The sequence below is a fragment of the Kribbella sp. NPDC050241 genome (assembly GCF_044459685.1).
Lineage (GTDB): Bacteria > Actinomycetota > Actinomycetes > Propionibacteriales > Kribbellaceae > Kribbella.
In genome coordinates, this window is the sequence record NZ_JBITJE010000005.1 from 375,876 (window position 1) to 400,887 (window position 25,012).

A 25,012-nucleotide genomic window follows, 5' to 3' on the forward strand; every position below is an offset into this window, starting at 1 on the left:
GCAGGAGTACCGTCAGCGTTCGTGCCCTTCTCCGCGTTGAGCCATCTCGACTGTCCCAAGTGCGGCCTCACCTACTCGCCGGACCAAGTGATCGGGCTGTGTTCGTGCGGGTCGCCTCTGCTGGCCCGGTACGACGTACAGGCGATCACGCTGACCAAGGACGAGCTGGCGACCCGGCCGCCGGATCTGTGGCGGTATCACGAGCTGCTGCCGGTGCGGTCGCCGGAGAACGTGGTGACGCTGGGGGAGGGGATGACCCCGCTGCTGCCATTGCCGCGGTACGGGCGTGAGCTCGGCGTCGAACGGCTGCTGATGAAGGACGAGGGGCTGATCCCGACAGGCACCTTCAAGGCACGCGGTGCGGCGGTCGGCGTGTCCCGGGCGTACGAGGTCGGCGTCCGCAAGATCGCGATGCCGACCAATGGGAACGCCGGCTCGGCCTGGGCGGCGTACGCCGCTCGTGCGGGCATGGAAGCGTTGATCGCGATGCCGATCGCGGCGCCTGAGATCTGCCGCCGCGAGGTGAAGGTGGTCGGCGCCGAACTGCACCTGATCGACGGGCTGATCGGTGACGCCGGTGCGTTCATCCGCGCGGAGCTGGCGAAGCGGGACGGCTACCTGGATGTGTCGACGCTGAAGGAGCCGTACCGGATCGAGGGCAAGAAGACGATGGGCCTCGAGATCGCCGAGCAGCTCGGTTGGCAGCTGCCCGACGTCATCCTGTACCCGACCGGTGGCGGTGTCGGCATCATCGGGATCTGGAAGGCGCTGGTCGAACTCCGCGAGCTCGGCTGGATCGACGGTCGGCTGCCGCGGCTGGTCGCCGTACAGTCGAGTGGCTGTGCGCCGATCGTCCGGGCCTGGGAGAAGGGCCTGCCGGAGAGCGAGCCCTGGCCGGACGCACAGACCGTTGCCTTTGGCATCACGGTGCCCAAGGCACTCGGCGATTTCCTCGTCCTGCAGGCGATCGCGGAGACCGACGGGTGTGCCGTTGCCGTCGACGACGAAGATCTGCTGGCCGAGCAGCACAAGGTCGCTCAGCTGGAAGGATCGTTCATCTGCCCGGAAGGCGCGGCCAACTTCGCCGCCGTCCGGCAGTTGCGCGAGTCCGGCTGGATCCGCGCCGACGACCAGGTCGTCGCCCTGAACACCGGCGCAGGCCTCAAGTACCCGGAGACAGTCCCGCTCTGATTACGCCTGGCCGCGGCGGACGGCGAGGATGTGGGCCGGTTCGCCGTTCGGGTCGAGTTTGACGTAGTTCTGCTGGCCCCAGCGCCAGGTGGCGCCGGTGATCTCGTCGTACACGGTGAAGGTGTCCTCGGGGCGCATGCCGAGCGCGGCCATGTCCAGGTGGACCATGGTTTCGCGCACCGAGTGCGGGTCGGTGTTCACCACGACGATGACGGTGTCGCTGTGGCCGTCGGGGGCGGTCGTGCGCTTGGAGTAGCACATGATCGCCTCGTCCTCGACCGAGTGCAGCGACAGGTTGCGCAGCTGCTGCAGGGCCGGGTGCCGGCGGCGGATGTTGTTCAGCAGTGTCAGGTACGGCGCGAGCGTGCGACCCTCGGCGGCCGCGGCATCCCAGTCACGCGGACGCAACTGGAACTTCTCGGTGTCCAGGTACTCCTCCGAGCCCGGCCGGAGTGCCACGTGCTCGAACAGCTCGAACCCGGCGTACACGCCCCAGGCCGGCGACGCGGTGGACGCGATCGCGGCGCGGATCTTGAACGCGCCCGGACCGCCGTACTGCAGGTAGGCGGTCAGGATGTCCGGCGTGTTGACGAAGAAGTTCGGCCGCAGGAAGTGCCCGGTCTCCTTGGTCAGCTCCTGCAGGTACTCCTCCAGCTCCCACTTCTCGTTGCGCCAGGTGAAGTAGGTGTACGACTGGTGGAAGCCGACCTTGGCCAGCTCGCGCATCATCGGCCGCCGGGTGAACGCCTCGGACAGGAACACCACGTCCGGGTCGGTCTTGCGGATCTCGCCGAGCAGGTACTCCCAGAAGTTCACCGGCTTCGTGTGCGGGTTGTCGACCCGGAACACGGTCACGCCGTGCGAGATCCACAGCCGGACGATCCGCAGTACCTCGGCGTAGATCCCCTCGGGATCGTTGTCGAAGTTGATCGGGTAGATGTCCTGGTACTTCTTCGGCGGGTTCTCCGCGTACGCGATCGAGCCGTCGGCGCGGATCGAGAACCACTTCGGGTGCTCCTTGACCCACGGGTGGTCCGGCGACGCCTGCAGGGCCAGGTCGATGGCAACCTCGAGACCCAGTTCGCGGGCCCGGCCGACGAAGTCCTCGAAGTCCTCGAAGGTGCCGAGCTCGGGGTGGATCGCGTCGTGCCCACCCTCGTCCGAGCCGATCGCCCACGGCGACCCGGGGTCACCGGGCTTCGGGTCGAGGGTGTTGTTCGGGCCTTTGCGGAACGCGTGACCGATCGGGTGGATCGGGGGCAGGTAGAGGATGTCGAAGCCCATCCCCGCCACCGCGTCCAAGCGCTTGGCCGCAGTCCGGAACGTCCCGGACTTCCACTGCCCGGACTCCTCGTCGTACGTCGCTCCCTCGGACCGCGGGAAGAACTCGTACCAACTGCCGTACAGCGCGAGGCTCCGGTCGACCCACACCGGATAGGTCTCCGACGACGTGATCAGCTCCCGCACCGGGTAGCGCCCGAGTGCGGCTCGGACCTGCGGCGAGATGCCCGCGGCCAGCCGCGCCTCCGGCGGCAGTGCGCCGTTCGCCAGCGCGTGAGCGGCGTCGCTCAGCGTGGCTCGGTCGGCGCGGACGGCGGGCGGTACGCCGGCGGCGGCGCGGTCGAAGAACGCCGCGCCCTCGGCGAACATCAGGTCCACGTCGAGGCCGGCCGGGATCTTGATCTCGGCGTTGTGCCGCCACGTGCCGTACGGGTCGCTCCAGCCCTCGACCGCGAACGTCCACGCGCCCTGCTCCTGCAGCGTCACGTCGACCGTCCACCGGTCGCTGCCCTGCCCGACCGGTGCCATCAGCATCCGTCTGGTCTGCCCGGTCGGCGAGGTCAGTACGACGTTCGCGTTCACCGCGTCGTGGCCCTCACGGAACACCGTGGCCGCGATGGTGAAGGTCTCGCCCACCGAGGCCTTGGCCGGATACGCTCCGGCGTCGACGGTCGGGGTGACGTCGGTGATCGGGATGCGCCCAGTCATGGCGTAGACGAACCTTCGCTTTCCGATTGCGGATCCGGCCGAGGGGTAGTTCAGGTCTGACGTTATCGGTTCCCAGCGGCAGACCATGACATGCGGTGGTCACGTTTCGGTCCACAGGATGGAACATCAGTGACGGACCCCGGGAATGTGTCTGCAAAATCTTGCCCGCGTTGCAAGATCGATGCATGCCGAAGGTGTCTCGTGAACCGGGGGCCGGTACGGTGTCCCGGTGCGAGCGATACGACGATTCTCCGTCCGCCCTGTCCTGCCCGAGCCGCTGACCGGCCTGGGCACCCTGGTGAACAACCTCCGCTGGTCCTGGCACCCGGAGACGCAGGACGTCTTCGAAGCGGTCGACCCGCAGCTGTGGCGGAGCACCGGCGGTGACCCGGTCAAGCTCCTCGGCGAGGTCCCGGCGGCCCGGCTCGACGAGCTGGCCCACGACGATGTCTTCCTGCGCCGGCTCGAACTGGCCGTCACCGACCTGAACGCCTACGTGTCCGGCGACCGGTGGTTCCAGACCGACGCCGGCTCCCCGGTGAGCTCGGTGGCGTACTTCTCCCCGGAGTTCGGCATCACCTACGTCCTCCCGCAGTACTCGGGTGGTCTGGGCATCCTGGCCGGTGACCACCTGAAGGCGGCCAGCGACCTCGGCGTACCGCTGATCGGCGTTGGCCTGCTGTACCGGCACGGCTACTTCGCGCAGTCGCTGAACGCCGAAGGCTGGCAGCAGGAGCGCTACCCCCTGGTGGATCCGGACGGGCTGCCGATCAGCCTGCTCCGCGACGGCGACGCGCCCGCCACCGTGACCCTGACGCTGCCCGGCAACCGGCAGCTGCACGCGCAGATCTGGGTCGCCCAGGTCGGCCGGGTGCCGCTGCTGATGCTCGACTCCGACATGGAGGAGAACGACCCCGCCGAGCGCGAGGTGACCGACCGGCTGTACGGCGGTTCCACCGAGCACCGGCTGCTCCAGGAACTGCTGCTCGGCGTCGGCGGTGTCCGCGCGGTCCGCACCTTCTGCCGCATCACCGGCCACTCGGCCCCCGAGGTGTTCCACACCAACGAGGGCCACGCCGGCTTCCTCGGCATCGAGCGGATCCGTGAGCTCGCCACCGACCAGTCGCTGGACTTCGACACCGCGCTCGAGGTCGCCCGCGGCGGCACCGTGTTCACCACCCACACGCCGGTCCCGGCCGGTATCGACCGGTTCCCGGTCGAGTTGATCCAGCAGCACTTCTCGCCCGACGCGTACGGCGAGGGTGTGCCGATCGACCGGATCCTCGAGCTCGGCGCCGAGGACTTCGAGGGCGGCGACCCGGGCGTCTTCAACATGGCGATCATGGGCCTGCGGCTGGCGCAGCGGGCCAACGGCGTGTCCAAGCTGCACGGTGTGGTCAGCCGCGGCATGTTCGCCGGGCTGTGGCCGAGTTTCGACCCGGTCGACGTACCGATCACCTCGATCACCAACGGCGTGCACGCGCCGACCTGGGTGGCGCGGGAGATCCACGGGCTCACGTACGCGGCCACCGACACGGCCGAGAGCGACGGCCTGTTCGACGGCCTCGACAAGACCTCCGACGCGCAGATCTGGGAGACCAAGCGGACCCTGCGGCAGCGGTTCATCGACGACACCCGGGCCCGGGTCCGGCAGTCCTGGATCAACCGCGGCGCCAGCGACGCCGAGCTCGGCTGGGTCGATTCCATCCTCGACCCGGACGTCCTGACCATGGGCTTCGCCCGCCGCGTCCCGTCGTACAAGCGGCTCACCCTGATGCTGCGCGACCCGGCCCGGCTGAAGGCGCTGCTGCTGCACCCGCAGCGGCCGGTCCAGATCGTGATCGCCGGCAAGGCGCACCCGCACGACGAGGGCGGCAAGAAGCTCATCCAGGAGATGGTCCGCTTCGCCGACGACCCCGAGGTACGGCACCGGATCGTGTTCGTGCCCGACTACGACATCGCGCTGGCGCAGCCGATGTACCCGGGGTGCGATGTGTGGCTGAACAACCCGCTGCGTCCCTATGAGGCGTGCGGCACGTCCGGCATGAAGGCTGCTCTCAACGGTGCCTTGAACCTGTCGATCCGCGACGGCTGGTGGGACGAGTGGTACGACGACGAGTTCGGCTGGGCGATCCCGTCCGCGGAGGGTATCGAGGACACCGACCGGCGTGACGACCTCGAGGCGCACGCGCTGTACGACCTGATCGAGAAGCAGGTCGCGCCGCGCTTCTACGACGGCGAGGTGCCGGGCCGCTGGATCGAGATGCTCCGGCACACGATCAAGGAGCTCGGCCCGAAGGTGCTCGCCACCCGGATGGTCCGCGACTACGTCGAGCAGCTGTACGTCCCGGCCGCCAAGTCGTCGCGCTCTCTGAACGCGACGTACGACGGTGCGCGTGAGCTGGCCGCGTGGAAGAAGAAGGTCCGGACGGCCTGGCCGCAGATCCGGGTCGACCACGTGGAGCTGCAGGGCCTGGGCGACGTACCGCAGCTCGGGACCACGGTCGGGATCCGCGCCTTCGCCGCGCTCGGGGATCTCGAGCCGGCCGACATCTGTGTCGAGGTACTGCACGGGCGGGTCGACACCAACGACGAGATCACGGACCCGGTCCGCGCGACGCTGGCGATGGCGGAAACCTACGAGGGCAACCGGCACCGCTACGAAGGCGAACTGAAGCTCGACCGAACCGGCCCCTTCGGCTACACCGTCCGAGTCGTCCCAAGCCACGACGGCCTCGCCAGCCCAGCCGAACTCGGCCTGGCTGCCGGACCGTCCGACCCCGACGACCCATCCGCCCCCGACCTCCCAGCAGGCTCAGAGTTCTGAGCCCTTCGTCCTGAACCCGACCCCGCCCGCGTCAGCCGGCGGGGTCGGGTGTTCTATCGTGCTCCGGTGAGTGTTGTCGTGCGTGGGTATGGGCCCGAGGACGCCGAGGGGACCTGGGAGGCGTACTTCCGGGCGATTCGGGATACGGCGTCGAAGGACTACTCGCTGGAACAGGTTGCCGCATGGGCTCCCGAGACGGTTGACCTCGTGGTGTGGAACGAGCGTCGGTCGGCGGCTCATACCTTTGTGGCGACGATCGAGGGTCGGGTCGTCGGGTTCAGCGACGTGACGGATGACGGCCTGCTCGACATGCTGTTCGTGCACTCGGATGCCGGCGGCAGTGGGGTCGCGCGGGCGCTGGTGAGCGCGGTGGTCGCCAAGGCTCGTGAGTTGGGGCTGGCTCAGCTCCACACGCACGCGAGTCGTACGGCGATGCCGGCGTTCAAGCGGTTCGGGTTCGAGGTCGAGCGGGCCAACCCTGACAACTGGATCCGGGGCGAGAACCTGCCCAACTACGACATGTGCCTCAAGCTCGACTAGGCGGCTTCTGTTTGCGGAGCAGGCCCCACGGTTTGAAGACCGACAGGACCACCGCGACCATCAGCAGCGTCGGCGAGACGATCGGCGGGAACATCATGTCGTTCAACGGAACCGCGAGGTCGTTGGACTCACCCCGGTCGGCGAGTTCGGCGACACCGGGCCGGAGGGCGATCAGGACCAGCGTGCTCAGCAGCAGGTTGATGACCAGTTTCACGACCACCCACCAGTACTTCGTCAGGCCGTACTTGCTGCCCAGGCCGAGCAGGACACCGGTGAGCAGACAGGTCAGCCCGGAGACCGTCATCGGCCAGATCGTCACCAGTTCGAGCACGCGAAAGCACAGCGCCTTGGTGCTCTGGTCGTCCGTACCGATTGCGGTGAACGTCAGCACCGCCATCACCACGTCGATCCCCAGCCACGAACCCACCGACGCCAGGTGCAGCACCAGAACGGCCTTCCGGGTCCTGGCCCCCAACCGCCACGGCTTCCCCGCCGCCACGTCCAGTGCCGCGCCGCTCATTTCCCTCTCCATCCACTCGGATCACGTACCTACGATCCTGAGCGACGACACCCACCCGCGCGTCGTCTGGACGGAGACACTCCACCTACACCCACGGAGGTACTCCTAGGCCGACGGGCGTACCAGGTCCACCCAGACGAACTGGCCTCCGCCCGCGGGGGAGGTGAGGTACGAACGACCGGCCGGCTTCAGCGACGGGTAGAGGTCTGCGAGCTCCTTGGTTGCCGAGTCGTCTCCGTTGTCGGAGGCAACCAACAGGCCGGCGATGCGGTCGGTCAGGGTGAGGTCGGCGCCGTCGAGGGATGCGGACATCTCGCCCCAGTTGTCCCAGAGCAGGAGCTCGTCGCCGTGCAGGTGGGCGAGTTGCAGGTAGACGTAGTTGCGGATGAACCAGCTCCCGCCGATCGGCGAACCCGGGTCGATGCCGAACAGCTCCGGGTCGCGCGTGCCGGCGCGGACATCCAGCCAGACCTCGGCCGCGGACAGGAACGGGCCGGCCGGCATGTCGAGCGAGTCGAACGGATGGTCGCCGGCCGGGTCGAGCTGGGCGTCGATCATCACCCACCGGTCGCCGTTCCAGTACTCCGCGACCACGTGATCGTGATTGAAACCGCTGGCGAAGTACGCCGCGAAGCCGATCCGGCTGCGGACCGGAATGCCCTGGTGGCGAAGCATCGAGACGAACATCAGTGTGTAGTCCCGGCAGCATCCGACGATCCGGTCGACCGGCTCCCTCGGCACGGCGAGCGGCGTACCGTTGCGCCGCTGGTCGGTGGCCAGCATCGACGAGACCCACCGATGGTCGATCTCCGCGAGGCGGTCGCCGGTGAATTCGATCCCGGCGCCGCGGTAGTGGATCAGCAGGTTGCGAACCACCGCCCCGACACCGGGGATGTCGTCCGGCAAGGCGTCGTACAACCCGGCGTACGCACCTGGGTCGCTGTACTCGGTCTGCACCGCGTAGTCCATCAGAGCTTCCCTTCTAGAATGGCTGAGCGAGAATCGGCTGGGCGATGTCGACGGCCGGCTGGTCACGCGGCATCAGGTGGCAGTTCGCCCGGTAGACCTCACGCGGCGGCCCGGTGATCGTGCTGCCCGCCGTACGGACGAAGTCGTCGACCAGGTCGTAGGCGAGCATGATGCGCGGGTAGGCGCACTCGTCCATCGTGATCGTGCAGTACGCCTCGTGGTGGGCCGGCTCGACCCGGATCGCGATCGGTCCGGACGGATCCACCAGCCCCTGGAACGGCACGCACACCTCGACAGTCGCCTCGGCCTCCGGTGTCACCGGGCCGTGGTAGATCACCCATGATTCGCCGGGCAGGGTCGCGCCGGCGGCTTTGAGGTACGTGCGGATCTCGTCGGTCGCGGTCACGATGATCCCGATCAGATTCTGCTGATCGGTGTCGGACCGGATCGACGCGATCTTCGTCTCCGGTACGTCGCGCGTCAGCACCGGCCGCGGCGCCAGCCCCGTCGACCCGGACCGCGAGAGCCGGTCCCGCAGGTACTGCAGGGTCGCCCGACGGGCCGCGGTGGTCGCCTCCTGGGCCGCCCACCACCGATCCAGCCGGATCAGCCCCTCTTCGTCGGAGCCCGCGAGGACCTCGGCGATCGTGGTCAGCGGCATGTCGAGCTGCCGCAACACGCTGATCCGCCGGGCCCGCTCGAGCTGCTCCTCGTCGTACAGCCGGTACCCGTTGGCCGGGTCCACCTGTGCGGGCGGGAGCAGCCCGGACACGTCGTACAGGCGTAGCGCCTTGTGCGAGAGCCCAGTACGCCGCCCGAACTCGCTGATCGTCAACACGCGAACATCAAACCCCCTGCCCCTGGGGCAGAGTAAAGCCTCAGCCCCAGACCCCTCGACTTGTGAGCTGCCTCACCCGGTGGAACGTCCGGCCTGGACGCCTCCTCTTTCAGGGCGTCGGTCACTAGAGGGAGGCGTTCGGAGATGTTGGTGGTACGGCGAGTGGTGGCGGGGGTGCACTGGGGTCTCGCGGTGGTGCATGTGTACTGGGCGACCGGTGCGACATGGCCGGCGTCCGGTGAGCGGGCGTTGTCGATGGCGGTGCTGGGCGGTCCGCTGTCCTTCAGTCCGGGCATCGTGTTGCCGCTAGCGGCTCTGCATGTGCTGCTGGGAACAGCGGTGCTCACGAGCGACCGGTTCAAGCTGAGCAGGTTCGTAGTCGGGGGAGTGGCGGCCGGCCTGGCTGCGCGGGCATCCGCAGGTGTGGTCTGGGCCTTCGGCGTGGGCACCGACACGAGTACGGCGTTCTACTGGCTGAACCTGTTCTTCTACACCCCACTGTGCATCGCCCTGTGCGTGGCGGACCTCAAACTCCTGCGGACACGCTGGATCAAAGCAACAGCAGTCGCAGCGCCGGTGGCAGGCGTCGTACTGCTCTCACTCCTCGCCTACGCGTATCAGCCAACCGAGCAGCCAAGCGCCGCACCTTCACCGGACTCGCGGTACGTCGATACGCCGCTCGCCCGGATCCACTACCGGCAACGGGGCAGCGGCTCCCCGGTCGTCCTGCTGTCACCCGGTGCCTCCCCGACCACGGCGTGGTCGTCGGAGCTCGACGTACTCTCCACGAACCACACCGTGTACGTCGTTGACCTCCCAGGCCAAGGGGAGACCCGGCTGCACGACGAGCGGTTCGCGTTCGATCTCGACGGCATGACTACATCGCTCGGCCAGTTCCTGGACGCGATGAAGCTGTCTCAGGTCGTCATCGGTGGCAACTCGTGGAGTGGCGGTTGGGGTCTCGCCTACGCGCAGCGCAACCCGGACCGCGTCAGCAAGTTGCTCCTGCTGGCGCCGAGCGGTCTGGACGAGCCAGACACGTGGAGCTGGGAGATCCTCAAGCAGCCCTTGGTCGGCGAGGCACTGGCCAAGCTGGCCGCGAGCCGCAGCATGGTCGAGTCCGCGCTGGGCGGCATGTTCGTTCACAAGCAGCTGATCACGCCGAAGCTCGTGGACACGATGTGGGCGCCGGGCACCTATCGTGACAACGTGCGATCCATGTACGCGCTGGAGCGGGGCCTCGACTGGGGAGTCACCGAGAAGGCTCTGCCCTCCACGCGGCAGCCCACGCTGGTGATCTGGGGCGACCACGACGCCGTCCTCCCGGTGGCGCAGGCAGACCGGTTCGGGCAGTTGTTGCCCAACGCAACCGTGCACGTGCTGCCCGGCTGCGGCCACGCCCTCACCGTCGACTGCGCGGACCAGGTGACACCCCTGATGGCGGCATTCCTCCGATGATCGACCCTCCGATCATCGACGTGGAACGGCTCGTTCGCGCCGCGCAGGGCGGCGACACCCTGGCGATGAACGCGTTGCTCGACGGACTGGCGCCGTACGTCGGCCGGATCTGTGGGCCGATCGCCCTGGCCGACGGAGCGGACGCGACGCAGGAGGCGCTGATCGCGGTGTTCCGTGGTCTGCGCGGTCTGCAGAACCCGGCGGCGTTGTTCGGATGGGTCCGCGCGATCGCGGTCCGCGAAGCGGTCCGGGTGGCGCGCCGTCAGCAACGCCAACAGCCGGCCGATCTGTCCGAGCTGCCGTCGCCCGACGATCCGCAGCTCGCCGTCCACGTGCAGGACGTACTCGCGCGATTGTCGCCGGAACACCGCGCGGTGCTGGTCCTGCGCGACCTGGAAGGAATGGATGAACTGGCCGCCGCCGCGGTGCTCGAGGTGCCGGCCGGTACGGCGAAGTCCCGGCTGCACCGAGCCCGGGCAAGCTTTCGGAAGGCGTGGAGATCATGACGGGTGACTGGCCACAGGTCGAACTGACCGACGTCGAGCGGTTCCGCGCACTGGCTGCCGGCGTCCCAGGCGCCGCGGTCACCGAACGCGTCCTGGCGGCACCTCCCGACCGGGTGAAGGAGTTGCTGACCGACCTGGACGCGTTCGCGACGATCCATGCGGACCTGGTCTCGGCCACGCTGCTCGAGCAGGACGGCGATCACGTCGTCGTCCTCGCGCGCGGTCGGCGGGGCCAGCGGGCGCGCCTGGAAGGTCAGTTCCGGAATGGCTGGTGCTGGTTGCAGAGCCGGTTCCTGATCATCGGTATGGCGGTGTCGGCCGAGCCCGGTGGCGGCACCCGGGTCGCACTCACCGGCGGCATCCGGGTGCCAGGCCGGGCCGCGATCGTTCCACTGCGGGTCCGGCTGGAGAGCATCAAGACGCTGGACCGGTTGGAACAGATGCTCAGGGCCTGAGTACGCCGGCCGGCAGTGCGGCGAGGAGCGCATCGGCGTGCCGGCGGTAGCCGAGGTTGTTCGGGTGGAAGCTGTCCGGCGCGAGCATCCCGCGCCAGGGCGGTCGTGCATGCCGGGACACCTCGGCGACCGTGAGGCCGCGCGCCGTCGCCGTCGCACTGATGAGCTGGTTGATGCCGGCGACGTACGGGCTCGCCACGCCGCCGATACGCCAGAGCCCGTCGGGGACGGTCAGGTCCATCACCACCGACGAGGACGGCAGCCGCTCGATCATCTGACCGAGGTGGTCGCGGAACCGCTTGGGCGGCGTCCCGAGGATGTCGTTGTTGCCGATCCCGCACGTCACCAGTGCCGGCTGCAGACCCTCGACGAGTGGCAATTGGTCCGCGAGCACGTGCCGGGTCTGTGCGCCGGAGCGGGACAGGTTGAGCACCCGCCACGGGTTGCCGGTCCTGCGGAGCGCGTTGAGCACCTGGCCGACGTACCCATGCAGCGGTGACGATGCACCGAGCCCTTGCGCGGTCGAGTCGCCGAGCACCACCCACAGCGGCCCGTCAGCGGTGAGCGCCTTCTCGTTCTGCCGGGTCCAGAAGTCGGCGTACGTCTTCGCCTGGACGTCGACGTACGCCACGCCGTCGACCCAGCGCCGGAACGCCAGGCGTGAGTTCGTTCGCTCCGCCTCGCCCCAACGCATCACCGCCCGGTGCAACGCACCGATCGGCGTCGTACGTTCGCGGGCCCCACGCCGCACCAAGAACATCGGTTCCCCCACACCTGAACAGAAGGTAACCGCCGAATGTACTGCAGGAAGGTTAACGACCCATCAGAGCGCGCGGAGGAGGACCAGGCAGCGGGGGGCCAGGGGGACGGTGGCGCCTGCTTCTACTTCGGTGACCATGCTGTTGCTGGTGTCGAGGACTACTTCGTAGGCGGGGGCCCAGGAGGGGTCGGGGACGCGGACCTGGCGGGTCTCGGGGGTGGCGTTGAGGGCCATCAGGAAGGAACTGTCGGTGAGGGCGTTGCCTTGCGCATCGGTTGCGCGGAGGGCGTCGCCGGCCAGGAACATGCCGATGGTTCGGAGGTTGCCGTCGTACCATTCGGCGTCGGTCATCTCGCCGCCGTGCGGTGCGATCCAGGACAGGTCCTTGCGCCCGCCCGCGACGACCGGCTCCCCGGAGAAGTAGTGCCATTGACGCAGAACAGGATGCGCGGCCCGCAACGCGATCAGCTTCTTCGTCAACGACAGGTGATCGGACCACGCGCCCGGCAGTGACCAGTCGAACCAGGACAGTTCGTTGTCCTGGCAGTAGGCGTTGTTGTTGCCGTGCTGCGTCCGTCCGCACTCGTCCCCGGCGGTGATCATCGGTACGCCGGTGGACAGGATCAGGGTGGACATCAGGTTCGCCATCTGGCGTTTGCGCAACGCGATCACGCGCCGGTCGTCGGTCTCGCCCTCGACGCCGCAGTTCCACGACCGGTTGTCGTCGGTGCCGTCGCGGTTGTCCTCGTGGTTCGCCTCGTTGTGCTTGTGGTCGTAGCTGACCAGGTCGCGCAGGGTGAACCCGTCGTGCGCGGTGAGGAAGTTGATCGACGCGTACGGGTAGCGCCCGTCGTCGCCGTACAGGTCGCTGGATCCGGACAGCCGGTAGGCGAGGTCCTTCACACCGTCGGACGTGTTCCGCCAGACGTCGCGGACGCTGTCGCGGAACTTGCCGTTCCACTCCGACCACGGCGGGCCGAAGTTGCCGACCTGGTAGCCGAACGGGCCGACATCCCACGGTTCGGCGATCAGCTTGACCCGGCCGAGAACCGGATCGGCCGCGACCTCGGCGAGGAACGGGTGATCGACCGTGTCGACCTCGTGCCGCTCGTTGCGGATCAGCGTCACGGCCAGGTCGAACCGGAACCCGTCGACACCCATCTCCTCGACCCAGTACCGCAGCGAGTCCATCAGCAGTCGGCGGACCTGCGGGTGCGAGGTGTCGACCGAGTTGCCGGTGCCGGTCACGTCGTACATCGTGCCGCCGTGCGACAGCCGGTAGTACGCGCGGTTGTCGATGCCGCGGAAGCTCAGCGTCGGCCCGTCGAACCCGCCCTCGGCGGTGTGGTTGTAGACCACGTCGAGGATCACTTCGATGCCGGCGGCATGGAACGCGGCGACCATCGCCTTGAACTCGGCCACCTGCTGACCGTCCGAACCCGACGACGAGTACGGCGCGTGCGGGGCGAAGTACCCGAGGGTGTTGTAACCCCAGTAGTTCGGCAGGCCGCGGGCGGCGATCGAGGGCTCGGTGAGGAAGTGGTGGATCGGCAACAACTCCACCGACGTCACGCCCAGCTCGGTCAGATAGTCGATCACCGACGGATGCGTCAGCCCGGCGTACGTCCCGCGTTGATGCTCGGGTACGTCGGGATGCAGCTTGGTGAAGCCCTTGGTGTGCAACTCGTAGATGACCGTCTCGCCCCAGTGCACCGGCCGGCTGATCGGCGGTGGTGGCTCCGACTGGGCCACCACGACACCGACCGGCACATGCCCGGCCGAGTCGCCGTCGGACGAGTCGTAGATCACAGGGCTGGAGAAGTCCAGCGAGCCGTCGATCGCTCGGGCGTACGGGTCGAGCACCAGCTTGGACGGGTTGAAGCGGAGACCGTGCGACGGGTCGAACGGACCGTGCACGCGGTAGCCGTACCGTTGCCCGTGGCCCACACCCGGGACGAACCCGGTCCAGAACTCACCGGCGTGCGCGAGGTCCAGGTTGCGCTGGCTGCCGTCGGCGGCGATCAGCGCCAGCTCGACCCGCTCCGCGGCCGGGGCCCACAGAGTGAAGGTCGTCCCATCGGTCTGGACCACTGCTCCGAGCCGCGGCCCGGTATCGGCGGTCGGGCCGAGAGCACTCGGGGCGGCGGTCGCTTCGGTCACCGGCACATTCTGCACACTCCCCTCTTGGTTATCGATAACGAAAGGTGGTTGTGTTCATGAGACGGTAGTTGCGGACGCCTGTGCGCAATGATACGCAAGGACCGTTACTAATTTACCGGGCTCCCAACTGGGCGGAGTAGGGGATCACATGTCGGAAGAGTTGGCCGGTCTGACCGTTGGTCTGATCGGCGCGGGCAACATCGCCCACTTGCATGTCGCCGCGTGGAAGGCGCTCGGCGCGCGCATCCTGGTGCACTCGCTCGAGGGCGCCGAGACGATGGCCGAACAGTACGGCCTCGAGGTCGCGGCGTCGCTGGACGGCTGCCTGGCCGAGGCGGAGTTCGTCGACGTGGTCACGCCGTCGGCGACGCACAAGGAGGTCACGCTGGCCGCGATCAAGGCCGGCCGGAACGTGATCTGCGAGAAGCCGCTGACCCTGACCGCCGCAGACTCGCACGAGGTGATCGCGGCCGCCACGGCCGCCGGCGTCCGGATCTACCCGGCGCACGTGGTCCGATTCTTCCCGGCGTACGTCGCCGCGCACTCCGCCATCCAGGCCGGGCGCATCGGCGATGTCGCGGTGGCGCGGTTCTTCCGCCAGGCGTCGTCCCCGGCCGGCGGCTGGTACGGCGACGTGGCCCACTCCGGCGGCGTGATCATGGACCTGATGGTGCACGACCTCGACCAGGCCCGCTGGATGTGTGGAGACGTCACCAAGGTGTACGCCGTCCAGAACCCGCCGACCGTGGACGGGATCAGCCCACTGACGGTGGCCGCGCACGTGACGCTCACCCACGCCTCCGGTGCGATCAGCCACTGCCGCGCGACCTGGGCCGCGGCCGGGTCCGCGTTCCAGTCCGGCTACCACATAGCCGGCTCGACCGGCGTACTGAAGTACACGTCCGCCGCGGACACCGGCTATGCCGAGGAACTTCCGGACGGCGGCGCGGCCGCTGACCTGCTCATCCCGGCCAACACTCTGGGCGAGAGCCCCTACCTCACACAGCTGCGCGAGTTCGCTGTCGCACTGCGCGGTGGCCCGGAGCCGCGGGTTCTGGCGCCGGACGGCGCGGCTGCGGTCTATCTCGCCGAGGCGGCGCGCGCCTCGATGGAGACCGGCGGTGTGATCGACATGGTGACCTTCGACCCGACGGGAGCGGCGGCATGACCCTCAAGGTGGCGATCGCGTCGTTCGCGCACGGGCACGCGATGTCGTACGCGTACCTGCTCAACCAGATGTCCGATGTCGAGGTGCTGTCCGCAGACCCCGACGGCGCGAGTGCGCCGGACCCGGGCCCGCGTGGCGCCGAGCTCGCCGAACAGCTCGGCGTCCCGTACGTCGACAGCTACGACGAACTGTTCGCGTGGGGCCCGGACGCGGTCGTCGTGACGAGTGAGAACGCGCTGCACCGCGGTCTGGTCGAGCGGGCCGCGGCCGTCGGTGCGCATGTGCTCTGTGAGAAGCCGCTGGCCACCGAGGTCGAGGACGGCGAGGCCATGCTGGCGGCCTGCGCGTCGGCCGGTGCGATCCTGATGGTCGCCTACCCGGTCCGGTTCTCGCCGCAGTACCTGCGACTCCGGGCCTCGGTGGAGGCCGGGCTGCTCGGTGATGTGTTCGCGGTCCTCGGCACCAACAACGGCAAGATCCCGATCGGTGGGCGCCAATGGTTCACCGACCCCAAGCTTGCCGGCGGTGGCGCACTGGTCGACCACACCGTGCACTGCGCCGACCTGATCGACGGCCTGACCGGCGGTGCGTCGCCGCAGCGGGTGTACGCCGCGGCCAACCGCGTACTGCACCAGGACAAGGGCGTCGAGGTCGAGACCGGTGGCCTGGTGACGGTCAACTACGACAACGGGCTGCTGGCAACCATCGACTGCTCGTGGAGCGTTCCGGACAACGGTCCGACCTGGGGCGGCGTCACGCTGCAGGTGACCGGTACCAACGGATCGGTGGAGATCGAGCCGTTCCTGCCGCGTATCAACGGTACCGACCCCGATGGGGAGGTGTACCTGGGGATCGGCGAGAACTTCGACGCTTCGATGCTCGCCACGTTCCTCCGGGCGGTCCGCGAGTCCGGTCCGGCAGTGGCGGGACAGACGCCGGCCGCCGTACCGCAGCCGGACGGTGCAGTCGGTCTGCGCACCCTGCGCATCGTCGACGCGGCCCGCAGGTCCGCAGTGTCCGGGCAGCCCGTGGAGGTTTAGCGGGCCCAGTACAGGCCGCAGTGCGGCTGGTCCGGTACGGTGCCGGGGATGTGACCGACGGGTAGGACCCCGGGACCGTAAGGAGCACCGCGATGGGCGAGTTCGTCAATCTCACCGTCAGTGAGGGGATCGGCACGATCCGGCTGGATCGGCCGAAGATGAACGCGCTGAACGTCCAGGTCCAGGAGGAGATCCGGAGCGCCGCGCTGGAGGCGACCGCGAACGACGACGTGCGCGCGGTCGTGGTCTACGGCGGCGAGAGGGTGTTCGCGGCCGGCGCGGACATCAAGGAGATGGCCGACATGTCGTACGCCGACATGGTCAAGCGCTCCGGCCCGCTGCAGTCCTCGCTGTCCGCGGTCGCGGCGATTCCGAAGCCGACCGTCGCAGCCATCACCGGGTACGCACTCGGTGGTGGCTGCGAGCTGGCCCTGTGCGCCGACTACCGGATCGCTGCGGAGGACGCCAAGCTCGGCCAGCCGGAGATCCTGCTCGGGATCATCCCCGGCGCCGGCGGCACACAGCGGCTGTCCCGGCTGATCGGCCCGTCCAAGGCCAAGGACCTGATCTACACCGGTCGCTTCGTCGACGCTGCCGAGTCGCTGGCCATCGGTCTGGTCGACAAGGTCGTCCCCGCGGCCGAGGTGTACGACGCCGCGGTCGCGTGGGCCGGGCAGTTCGCGGGCGGCGCCGCGCTGGCAATGCGGGCCGCCAAGGAGGCGATCGACTCCGGGCTCGGCGTGGATCTGTCCACCGGGCTGGAGATCGAGCGGCAGCAGTTCGCCGCCTTGTTCGCCACCGAGGACCGGGCGATCGGGATGAAGTCTTTCGTCGAGAACGGCCCGGGCAAGGCCGAGTTCAAGGGAATCTGATGTCTGCAACCGCGAAGCCGGCCGCGACCGCCGAAGAGGTCGAGGCGGCGTGGAACGACAACAAGCTCGCCCAGGTGCTCTACCACGACTGGGAGGCGTCGACGTACGACGAGAAGTGGTCGATCTCGTACGACGAGCGCTGCGTCACCTACGCCCGGGACCGCTTCGACGCGATCGCCGGTTCGAACGGCTGGCCCTACGGCAAGTCGTTGGAGATCGGCGCGGGCACCGGATTCTTCACCCTGAACCTCAAGCTGGCCGGGGTTCTCGCCGAGGCACATGTCACGGATCTCTCGCCAGGCATGGTGGAGGCGGCCGAGAAGAACGCGAAGACCCTCGGCTTCGCGGTCGAGGGCCGAGTCGCCGATGCCGAGAAGCTGCCGTACGACGACGACACGTTCGACCTCGTCATCGGGCACGCGGTCATCCATCACATCCCCGACGTCGAGCTCGCGTTCCGCGAGATGCTGCGCGTGCTCAAGCCGGGCGGCCGTTTCGTCATCTGCGGCGAACCCACCCGGTACGGCGATTACGTCGCCCGGCGACTGTCCCGGTTCACCTGGTGGGCGACCACCAACGTGACCAAGCTGCCCGCGCTCAGCGAGTGGCGGCGACCGCAGGCCGAGTTGGACGAGTCGTCGCGGGCGGCCGCGCTGGAGGCCGTCGTCGACCTGCACACGTTCGACCCCGACACGCTGGCCCGGATGGCTTCGCGTGCCGGTGCGACGAACGTGACGACGGTGACGGAAGAGCTGCTGGCGGCGTGGGTCGGATGGCCGATCCGGACGTTCGAGGCCGCCGTACCGGAGCAGAAGCTGGGCTTCGGCTGGCGGATGTTCGCGTACAAGTCGTGGCTGCAGTTGTCCAAGGTGGACAAGGTCTTGTCGGCTGTCGTCCCTGACGAGCTCTACTACAACGTCTCCATCACAGGTGTCGCGCAGTAGGGTGTGCGGATGCGGTTGCTGACCGCGGCGAATCTGAGCTGGGTGGTGCGCCATCGGGCCTGGACGCCGTACTACCTGAAGCGCTATTGGCGGTTCGCCTGGTTCAAGCTGCGCCACCGGCAGGTGATCACCGAGGGATTCGTCTTCCTGGGCAAGCATCTCGAGATCGTGGCGCGGCCCGGGCACGGCCGGATCATCCTCGGCAAATGGGTCCACCTGGGTGACGAGACCCGGCTGCGCGCGCACGAGGGCACGCTGCGGATCGGCGACAAGGTGGTGTTCGCCCGCGACGTCACGGTCAACTGCTACCTGGACATCGAGATCGGCGCATCCACGTTGATCGCGGACTGGACCTATATCTGCGACTTCGACCACAAGACCGACGACCTGGACCTGCCGATCAAGGACCAGGGCCTGGTGAAGTCGCCGGTCCGGATCGGTCCGGACTGCTGGCTGGCCACCAAGGTGACCGTCACCCGCGGAACCGACATCGGCCGCGGCGTGGTGGTCGGCGCGAACAGCGTTGCCCGTGGCAACATTCCGTCGTACGCCGTCGCGGTCGGGGTTCCGGCCGTGGTGGTGGCCGACCGCACCACCCGCTATGCCGCCGACGCCGCCCGCCGCGCCTACCTGGCCGGTCTGGCCGAGGCAAACGCCCGTACGACGGCCCGGCTCCACACCGGGGCACCTCCGCGGCCCGAAACCGTTCCGGGAGAAACCGCGGGTGACGGGGTAAGAGCACCTGGTGAGGACGAGGCCGGCGCTGAGGGGTTCTCAAGTTACTCACCAGTCCGGCACTATGTCCCGCACGAACGGTTGGATGTCCCACCCGATCGGTCGATCGTCGGAGAGGAGACGCAGCGTGGCTGACCAGACCGGGGCCGAGTCCGCGACCGACCGGTCGCTGCTCGACCAGTCCGCGGCCGACGACTCGATCACGCAGGCGCGGACGCGCGCGGTCGACCCGGTTCCGATCGTGACGGAACCCGGTGGCGCTACGTTGGAATCAGTGCTTGAAACGAGCGCTGGCTCGCGGCCGGCGGCGAGAACGGAAGTGGGCGTGAACCGAAGGTTGGACCCAGAAGTGCAGACAGTGGACGGCAGGACAGCCCCACCGGCCCCGCTCGCGGGCGCCCGGCGCAGGCTGTCGCCGCGCCCGGTCCCGGTCAGCCGGCGGAGGAGACCGCCGGCCACAGCACCGGCAACGGCGACGGATGAGGAACCGACCCCGGCTGAGGAGATGGACGACGTGGGTACGCACGACGAGAAGGCGGCAGCCGCCGAAGCCGACAAGGCGGTGACAGCCTCGAAGGACACGGATTCGCCGCAGGGCGACAGCGGCCGTGCCACGACCGCGACGGCGACGAAGCCGGCCCGGCCGAAGACCGCGGCGGAGATCGTCGCGGAGCAGCGGGCCCGGGAGAGGGCAGCTGCCGAGGCTCCGGCCGCGGCCGGTACTGGTGCGGCCGGCTCGGAGGACGCCGCAACGGGGACCGGTAAGGATGCCGCGGGCAAGGATCCGGCCGGCACCTCGGTGACGACGCCGGTGAGCAAGGTGCCGGCCACCAGTGCTGGTGCCTCGGGCAACAAACCACCGACCCGCCGGACCGCGGTCGGCTCGTCCGGCAAGGGCAAGCAGGCGCTGGGCACGGTCGGTTCCGGAGTCAAGCGGCTGCGCAACCTGCTCGCGTCGCTGATCTGGCTGGTCGCGGTGCTGGCAGCGGCGGTGCTTGCGCTCGGCGCGCTGTTCACCGCGCTCGACCAGACCAACCAGAGCAACGAGATCGTGCGCTGGGTGCTGGAGCGCGGGCAGGACCTGGTCGGTCCGTTCAAGGATCTGTTCCGGCTGGAGACCGCGAAGAACACCCTGCTGGTGAACTGGGGGATCGCGGCGCTGGTCTACCTGATCGTCGGCAAGATCGTCGAACGCTTCGTCCGGCCCTAGGGCAGGTCTCTAGTTCCGCGGTCGCGCCACGAGGATGAGGTCGAGAGATTCGTCCAGGGCTCCTGGGCGAATCTCGAAGTCCTCGTGGTGCGTGCTCTTCACGAGTGCGGTGAGTTCGGCGTCCCAGTCGTCGTACGCCGTGGCCAGTTGGGCGTCCACGCAGGAGCCGTACTGCGTCTCCCAGGCGCGGAGGCGTTCGCCGTGGTGGAGTCCCAGTGCGTGCGTGATCTCGAAGTCGCTCTCGACGAGCTCGGTGAACTCGGCGGGGGTCAGCTCGCGTGTGTGGTACCAGTTGCCGCTCGGGAAGGTCAGGCGGTTCGGCGTGCTCAGCACGAGGGTGCCTGTCGGGGCGAGGATGCGCGCGCACTCGGTGACGAACCGCGGCTGCTCCCACAGGTGCTCGATCGTCTGCAGTGACGTGACGAGATCGAAGCTGCCGTCGGCGAACCCGGTCTGGACGAGATTGCCGCGCACCACATTGACCTGTGGATAAACGCGGCGGACGTGGCGCAACGTCGTATGTTCATAGTCGAGACCGGTCACGGAGGCCGCGCCGGCCAGGCGGAGCAACTCCGCGCCGTAGCCCTCGCCGCAGCCGGCGTCGAGGACCCGGCCGGTTCCGAGGTCCAGATTGGCCGTGATCCAGCGATAGGCGGCGTCGTGGCGCGCGAACCAGTAGTTCTCGTGCCAGATCCCGGGCGCAGTTCTCTCGCCGGTCAGCGGTAACGTCTCGGTCACCCGAGTCACCCTACGGGTGCGCCGGATTGTGATGGGACTCGCACGGACTCATGTTTCTCGCGAGTAACATCCGTGGCAGGCTTGGGAGAGACCGTTAACCAGAAGGGGTCCCACACGCTATGAAGATCGTCGTCTGCGCGAAGTTCGTGCCGGATGCCACGGCGGACCGCCGGTTCCGCCCGGAGGACAGCACGGTGGACCGGGCCGGTGTCGACGGGCTGTTGTCCGAGCTGGACGAGTACGCCGTCGAGACCGCGTTGACCGTGAAAGAGGCCGGCGACGCCGAGGTGACCATCCTCACGGTCGGCCCCGAGCAGGCGGCCGACGCGGTGAAGAAGGGTCTGCAGATGGGCGCCGACGCGGGTGTCCACGTGCTCGACGACGCGATCCACGGCTCGGACGCGGTCGCCACGTCGCTGATCCTGTCGAAGGCGCTGGCCAAGCTCGAGGCCGACCTGGTCGTGTTCGGGATGGGTTCGACCGACGGTGGCATGGGTGTCGTCCCGGCGATGGTGTCGGAGCGGCTCGGCCTGCCGGCCGTGACGCTGGGCTCCGAGGTCACCGTCGACGGGCAGACCGTGCGGATCCGCCGCGACGGCGACACCGCCAGCGACACGATCGAGGGCACGCTGCCGCTGGTGCTGTCGGTGTCGGACCAGGCGAACGAGCCGCGGTACCCGTCGTTCAAGGGCATCATGGCGGCGAAGAAGAAGCCGGTGGAGACCTGGTCGCTGGCCGACCTGGAGATCGCGCCGGACCAGGTGGGTGGCGCGAGCGCCTGGACCGAGGTGGTCGAGGTGACCGCCCGTCCGCCGCGCAGCGCCGGCACGATCGTCACTGACGACAACGGCAGTGGTGCTGCCGAGCTCGTCGAGTTCCTGTCCACCAACAAGTTCCTCTGAGGGGCGATCAGTTCATGTCGAACGTTCTGGTTCTCGTTGACCACACCGGGGGCAAGGTCCGCAAGACCACCGCGGAGCTCCTCACCATCGCGCGGCGCCTGGGCGAGCCGGTCGCGGTCTTCATCGGCGACGGCGTACAGGACGCCCTGCCCGCGCTGGGTCAGTACGGCGCGACGAAGGTGATCGCGCTGACGAATGCCGACCTCACGCAGTACCTGGTGGCGCCGCAGGCCGAGGCGTTGCAGCAGGTCGCGGCGAAGGTCGAGCCGGCCGCGATCCTGATCTCGTCGAGCACGGAGGGCAAGGAGGTCGCGGCCCGGCTGGCGGTCAAGCTGGACTCGGGCCTGATCACCGACGCGGTCGATGTCACCGCTGGTGACGGTGGCCCGGTCACCACGCAGTCGGTGTTCGCCGGCAACTACACGGTGCAGGCCAAGGTCACCCACGGCACGCCGATCATCACGGTCAAGCCGAACGCGGCGACCCCGGAAGCCGCGGAGACCTCGCCGGAGGTGGAGGAGTTCGACGTGACGATCTCCGACGCCGCGAAGACCGCGCGGATCACCGACTCCAAGCCGCGGGAGGCGACCGGTCGTCCGGAGCTGACCGAGGCGGCGATCATCGTGTCCGGCGGTCGCGGCACCGGTGGTGACTTCGGTCCGATCGAGGCGTTCGCCGACTCCCTGGGTGCGGCCGTCGGTGCGTCCCGTGCGGCCGTCGACTCGGGGTGGTACCCGCACGCCTACCAGGTCGGCCAGACCGGCAAGACCGTGTCGCCGCAGCTGTACGTCGCGGCCGGGATCTCGGGCGCGATCCAGCACCGGGCCGGGATGCAGACCTCGAAGACGATCGTCGCCGTCAACAAGGACGAGGAAGCGCCGATCTTCGAGCTGGTCGACTTCGGCGTCGTCGGCGACCTGCACAAGGTCCTGCCCGCCGCGACCGAAGAGGTCACCAAGCGCAAGGCGTGACACACCTGGCTGGGGGCCGACCCCTCTGCCCCCAGCCACCCGCGGTCCGGCTCGGCTCCCCTCCCGAGCCGGGCCGCATCACGTCCGCCCGCTGCCCCTGAACCGCTGCGCCGGACCCCCTGCACCGACCACTCCGCCAGACCCCTGCCCTGACCGCTGACGCTGACCGCTGCGGTGGCTACGATGCGCCGGGTGCGGATCTGGGTGAGTGGGGCGAGGGGGAAGCTGGGGAGTGAGGTCTGCCGGCAGCTGGTGGCCGACGGGCACGAGGTGGTCGAGGCCGATCTGACCGGGCCGGCGCCTGTCGACCTGAGCGATCGTGAAGCGGTCGCCCGGTCGCTGCGTGGGGCGGACGCGATCGTGCACTGTGCCGCGATCCCCAGCCCGGAGAACATCACGCCGGTGCGCTTGGTGGAGATCAACGCCCTCACCACGTTCAACGCCCTCGAGGAGGCCTGGACTCAGGGCGTCCGCACCGCGGTCCTCGCCTCGAGCGGATCGATCTACGGCACGGCCTGGTCTCCGGAGGAGCTCACCGTCGCCGAGGTCCCGATCGACGAGGAGACCGAGCTGCGGTACGTCGACCCGTACGCGTTGACCAAGGACCTGCTGGAACGCACCGGTCAGATGTACGCGCGCCGCGGCATGCAGGTCACCGCTCTGCGCTTCCACTGGATCCTCACGCCCACCGAAGTACGCCGCTTCATCGCCGAAGTACCGCCCGAGGAGAACCGGCGCAACCTCTGGGGGTACGTCGACCTCGTCGAGGCAGCCCGGGCGTGCGTCCTCTCCCTGCGGCCCCGGCCAACCGCTCAACGGTTCGAGACCCTGCTGATCGCCGCTGAGGACACCGGCATGGAGCAGCCGACCGCCGAACTGCTCGCCCGCTACTCGCCGGATACCGCGATCCGCGGAGACCTCCCCGGCACCACATCGCCGTACGAGTGCCGCCGTGCCGCCGAGATCATCGGCTGGACCCACCAGAGCCGTTGGAGGGACCGTTGACCATGGAGCGCACGTGGTATCCGGACGGACTGGACGCGGAAGAACTCGCGTTCCAGCGGCTGTACGGGCCGTGGAAGCCGTCGACTCCCGCGGAGGCGCGAGAGGTGCTCGACGGGTACGACGGGGAGTGGTGGATCGCCGGCGGATGGGCGGTCGAGGCCTTCACCGGCGTACGGCGGGATCACGAAGACGTCGACGTGTCGCTGTGGCGGCGGGACATCGAGAAGCTGCGACTGCACCTGAAGGGCAAGTACGACCTCTGGGCGAACGCGGGTGGACGGCTCAAGCCGCTCACCGACGAGCGACCGGAGCAACCGGCCGACGCCGACCAGATCTGGCTACGGAAGCACGCCTTGGCGCCGTGGGAGTTCGACCTGGTGGTGAACCCGGACCGCGATGGCCGGTGGGTGTTCCGCCGCGACCCGGAGCTCGACTACGTCCTCCACGACATCAGCTGGGTCGCGTCCGACGGCATCCGCTACCTGAACCCCGAGATCGTGCTCGCCTACAAGGCGAAGCAGTCACGCCCGAAGGACGAGCAGGATCTGGCCGCGACGCTCCCGCTGCTGACCGACGAGCGTCGTACCTGGCTGGCCGACATGATCGAGCATCTGCACCCCGGGCACGCCTGGATCGACACCGTCAGAGGCTGACGCGATCAGGTCGCTGGGGATCTCGGCTCACGACCAGACCGGGCGGCGGGAGTCGATGCCGGTGCCGTAGTCCGGGTCGCCGCCGCGGACCAGGATCCAGTGGTCGGTCGCGTGAGCCCGGTAGAGGCGGAGCTCCTCGGGCTCGCGGAGTTCGTCGACGGAGAACGCGCGCAGCTCCGGGTAGCGGGATGCGTAGAAGGCCGCGCTGCGTTCGAGTTCGTCGTCGGGAACGCGTTCGGCCCGGGCGCGGAAGTAGACGGCCGAGGCGCCGCCGATCGGGACGCTGGAGTCGAAGATCGCGATGCTCACGTCCGGGTTGGCCGCGATGTTCACCGAGTGCGCGGCCGCGGTCGACGAGGCCCAGTAGAACGTGCCGTGACCGTCCGGGGTGAAGTAGACCGGGGTCACCCACGGCCGGCCGTCGGGGTCGACCGTCCCCAGCGTCATGTACTTGTTCGCTTCGATGACCGCCGCCGCGCGCCGGTCGAGGATGTCCTGAGTCATGGGTTCACCGTCGCATCGGACACCACGCACTGTCCTCAGTAGCGGGCACGGAACCGC

The 25,012-nt window shown here is 68.8% G+C and carries 24 protein-coding genes; 16 read left to right on the forward strand and 8 right to left on the reverse strand.

Features of this window, described 5'->3' with window-relative positions:
* Positions 1-21: 21 nt before the first annotated feature.
* Complete coding sequence (locus tag ACIBG5_RS25310) at positions 22-1,191, forward strand: threonine synthase (RefSeq protein WP_396393933.1); 1,170 nt, start codon at positions 22-24, stop codon at positions 1,189-1,191.
* On the opposite strand, the gene ACIBG5_RS25315 is transcribed toward ACIBG5_RS25310, so the two are convergent.
* The gene (locus ACIBG5_RS25315) at positions 1,192-3,180 is read right to left on the reverse strand and encodes an alpha-1,4-glucan--maltose-1-phosphate maltosyltransferase (protein WP_396393934.1); all 1,989 of its coding nucleotides are present in this window, start codon (positions 3,178-3,180) and stop codon (positions 1,192-1,194) included. It lies immediately after the preceding gene.
* A gap of 229 nt (positions 3,181-3,409) precedes the next feature.
* Between ACIBG5_RS25315 and glgP the strand changes: the two genes are divergently transcribed.
* Both glgP and ACIBG5_RS25325 read left to right on the forward strand, forming a co-directional pair.
* On the forward strand, positions 3,410-6,007 hold the full coding sequence (gene glgP / locus ACIBG5_RS25320) for an alpha-glucan family phosphorylase (RefSeq protein ID WP_396393935.1): 2,598 nt from the start codon (positions 3,410-3,412) through the stop codon (positions 6,005-6,007).
* A 66-nt stretch (positions 6,008-6,073) separates the two neighbouring features.
* Positions 6,074-6,547, forward strand: coding sequence for a GNAT family N-acetyltransferase (locus tag ACIBG5_RS25325; protein ID WP_396393936.1), 474 nt, complete (start codon positions 6,074-6,076; stop codon positions 6,545-6,547).
* Here the strand turns inward: ACIBG5_RS25325 and ACIBG5_RS25330 are convergent.
* The 3 genes from ACIBG5_RS25330 to ACIBG5_RS25340 form a co-directional block, all read right to left on the reverse strand.
* Positions 6,534-7,067, reverse strand: a complete 534-nt coding sequence (locus ACIBG5_RS25330; RefSeq protein ID WP_396393937.1) for a hypothetical protein — start codon at positions 7,065-7,067, stop codon at positions 6,534-6,536. The genes ACIBG5_RS25325 and ACIBG5_RS25330 overlap by 14 nt on opposite strands.
* A gap of 105 nt (positions 7,068-7,172) precedes the next feature.
* Positions 7,173-8,036 carry a transglutaminase-like domain-containing protein gene (locus tag ACIBG5_RS25335; RefSeq protein WP_396393938.1) on the reverse strand — a complete coding sequence of 288 codons (864 nt, stop codon included), beginning with the start codon at positions 8,034-8,036 and terminating at the stop codon, positions 7,173-7,175.
* Between the two features lie 13 nt (positions 8,037-8,049).
* Positions 8,050-8,874, reverse strand: coding sequence for a MerR family transcriptional regulator (locus tag ACIBG5_RS25340; RefSeq protein ID WP_396393939.1), 825 nt, complete (start codon positions 8,872-8,874; stop codon positions 8,050-8,052).
* 144 nt (positions 8,875-9,018) lie between these two features.
* Between ACIBG5_RS25340 and ACIBG5_RS25345 the strand changes: the two genes are divergently transcribed.
* The 3 genes from ACIBG5_RS25345 to ACIBG5_RS25355 are packed head-to-tail and all read left to right on the forward strand — an operon-like array spanning position 9,019 to position 11,293.
* Positions 9,019-10,332 (forward strand): alpha/beta fold hydrolase, encoded by a 1,314-nt coding sequence (locus ACIBG5_RS25345; RefSeq protein ID WP_396393940.1) that lies wholly within the window; start codon positions 9,019-9,021, stop codon positions 10,330-10,332.
* Positions 10,329-10,838: an RNA polymerase sigma factor gene (locus ACIBG5_RS25350; protein ID WP_396393941.1), complete on the forward strand. Its 510-nt coding sequence runs from the start codon at positions 10,329-10,331 to the stop codon at positions 10,836-10,838. The genes ACIBG5_RS25345 and ACIBG5_RS25350 overlap by 4 nt, the downstream gene beginning before the upstream one ends.
* Complete coding sequence (locus ACIBG5_RS25355; RefSeq protein ID WP_396393942.1) at positions 10,835-11,293, forward strand: hypothetical protein; 459 nt, start codon at positions 10,835-10,837, stop codon at positions 11,291-11,293. The genes ACIBG5_RS25350 and ACIBG5_RS25355 overlap by 4 nt, the downstream gene beginning before the upstream one ends.
* Here ACIBG5_RS25355 and ACIBG5_RS25360 read toward each other — a convergent pair.
* On the reverse strand, positions 11,283-12,053 hold the full coding sequence (locus ACIBG5_RS25360; protein WP_396393943.1) for an SGNH/GDSL hydrolase family protein: 771 nt from the start codon (positions 12,051-12,053) through the stop codon (positions 11,283-11,285). The two genes, ACIBG5_RS25355 and ACIBG5_RS25360, sit on opposite strands and share 11 nt — an antisense overlap.
* Before the next feature lie 63 nt (positions 12,054-12,116).
* Positions 12,117-14,213, reverse strand: a complete 2,097-nt coding sequence (gene glgX / locus ACIBG5_RS25365; protein ID WP_396393944.1) for a glycogen debranching protein GlgX — start codon at positions 14,211-14,213, stop codon at positions 12,117-12,119.
* A 148-nt stretch (positions 14,214-14,361) separates the two neighbouring features.
* Between glgX and ACIBG5_RS25370 the strand changes: the two genes are divergently transcribed.
* From ACIBG5_RS25370 to ACIBG5_RS25395, 6 genes are all read left to right on the forward strand, one after another.
* A complete protein-coding gene (locus ACIBG5_RS25370) occupies positions 14,362-15,381 on the forward strand; it encodes a Gfo/Idh/MocA family protein (protein WP_396393945.1) in 1,020 nt (339 codons plus the stop codon).
* Positions 15,378-16,421 (forward strand): Gfo/Idh/MocA family protein, encoded by a 1,044-nt coding sequence (locus ACIBG5_RS25375; RefSeq protein ID WP_396393946.1) that lies wholly within the window; start codon positions 15,378-15,380, stop codon positions 16,419-16,421. Before ACIBG5_RS25370 ends, ACIBG5_RS25375 begins: the two co-directional genes overlap by 4 nt.
* Positions 16,422-16,513: 92 nt before the next feature.
* Entirely contained in the window at positions 16,514-17,293 is a 780-nt protein-coding gene (locus ACIBG5_RS25380) for an enoyl-CoA hydratase/isomerase family protein (protein WP_396393947.1), read from the forward strand.
* Entirely contained in the window at positions 17,293-18,237 is a 945-nt protein-coding gene (locus ACIBG5_RS25385; RefSeq protein WP_396393948.1) for a class I SAM-dependent methyltransferase, read from the forward strand. Before ACIBG5_RS25380 ends, ACIBG5_RS25385 begins: the two co-directional genes overlap by 1 nt.
* A gap of 9 nt (positions 18,238-18,246) precedes the next feature.
* A complete protein-coding gene (locus ACIBG5_RS25390; RefSeq protein ID WP_396393949.1) occupies positions 18,247-19,107 on the forward strand; it encodes an acyltransferase in 861 nt (286 codons plus the stop codon).
* A gap of 370 nt (positions 19,108-19,477) precedes the next feature.
* Complete coding sequence (locus ACIBG5_RS25395; RefSeq protein WP_396393950.1) at positions 19,478-20,182, forward strand: hypothetical protein; 705 nt, start codon at positions 19,478-19,480, stop codon at positions 20,180-20,182.
* A gap of 9 nt (positions 20,183-20,191) precedes the next feature.
* Here the strand turns inward: ACIBG5_RS25395 and ACIBG5_RS25400 are convergent, their stop codons facing one another.
* Positions 20,192-20,920, reverse strand: a complete 729-nt coding sequence (locus ACIBG5_RS25400) for a methyltransferase domain-containing protein (RefSeq protein ID WP_396393951.1) — start codon at positions 20,918-20,920, stop codon at positions 20,192-20,194.
* Positions 20,921-21,039: 119 nt separating this feature from the next.
* On the opposite strand from ACIBG5_RS25400, the gene ACIBG5_RS25405 reads away from it, so the two are divergent.
* The 4 genes from ACIBG5_RS25405 to ACIBG5_RS25420 all read left to right on the forward strand — a co-directional run bounded on the left by ACIBG5_RS25405 (position 21,040) and on the right by ACIBG5_RS25420 (position 24,451).
* Complete coding sequence (locus ACIBG5_RS25405) at positions 21,040-21,822, forward strand: electron transfer flavoprotein subunit beta/FixA family protein (RefSeq protein WP_360440693.1); 783 nt, start codon at positions 21,040-21,042, stop codon at positions 21,820-21,822.
* Between the two features lie 14 nt (positions 21,823-21,836).
* On the forward strand, positions 21,837-22,793 hold the full coding sequence (locus ACIBG5_RS25410; protein WP_396393952.1) for an electron transfer flavoprotein subunit alpha/FixB family protein: 957 nt from the start codon (positions 21,837-21,839) through the stop codon (positions 22,791-22,793).
* Between the two features lie 192 nt (positions 22,794-22,985).
* Complete coding sequence (locus ACIBG5_RS25415; protein ID WP_396393953.1) at positions 22,986-23,798, forward strand: NAD-dependent epimerase/dehydratase family protein; 813 nt, start codon at positions 22,986-22,988, stop codon at positions 23,796-23,798.
* Positions 23,799-23,800: 2 nt separating this feature from the next.
* Positions 23,801-24,451: a nucleotidyltransferase domain-containing protein gene (locus ACIBG5_RS25420; protein ID WP_396393954.1), complete on the forward strand. Its 651-nt coding sequence runs from the start codon at positions 23,801-23,803 to the stop codon at positions 24,449-24,451.
* A gap of 27 nt (positions 24,452-24,478) precedes the next feature.
* Here ACIBG5_RS25420 and ACIBG5_RS25425 read toward each other — a convergent pair whose 3' ends face one another.
* Positions 24,479-24,955: a pyridoxamine 5'-phosphate oxidase family protein gene (locus tag ACIBG5_RS25425; RefSeq protein WP_396393955.1), complete on the reverse strand. Its 477-nt coding sequence runs from the start codon at positions 24,953-24,955 to the stop codon at positions 24,479-24,481.
* Between the last annotated feature and the right edge of the window lie 57 nt (positions 24,956-25,012).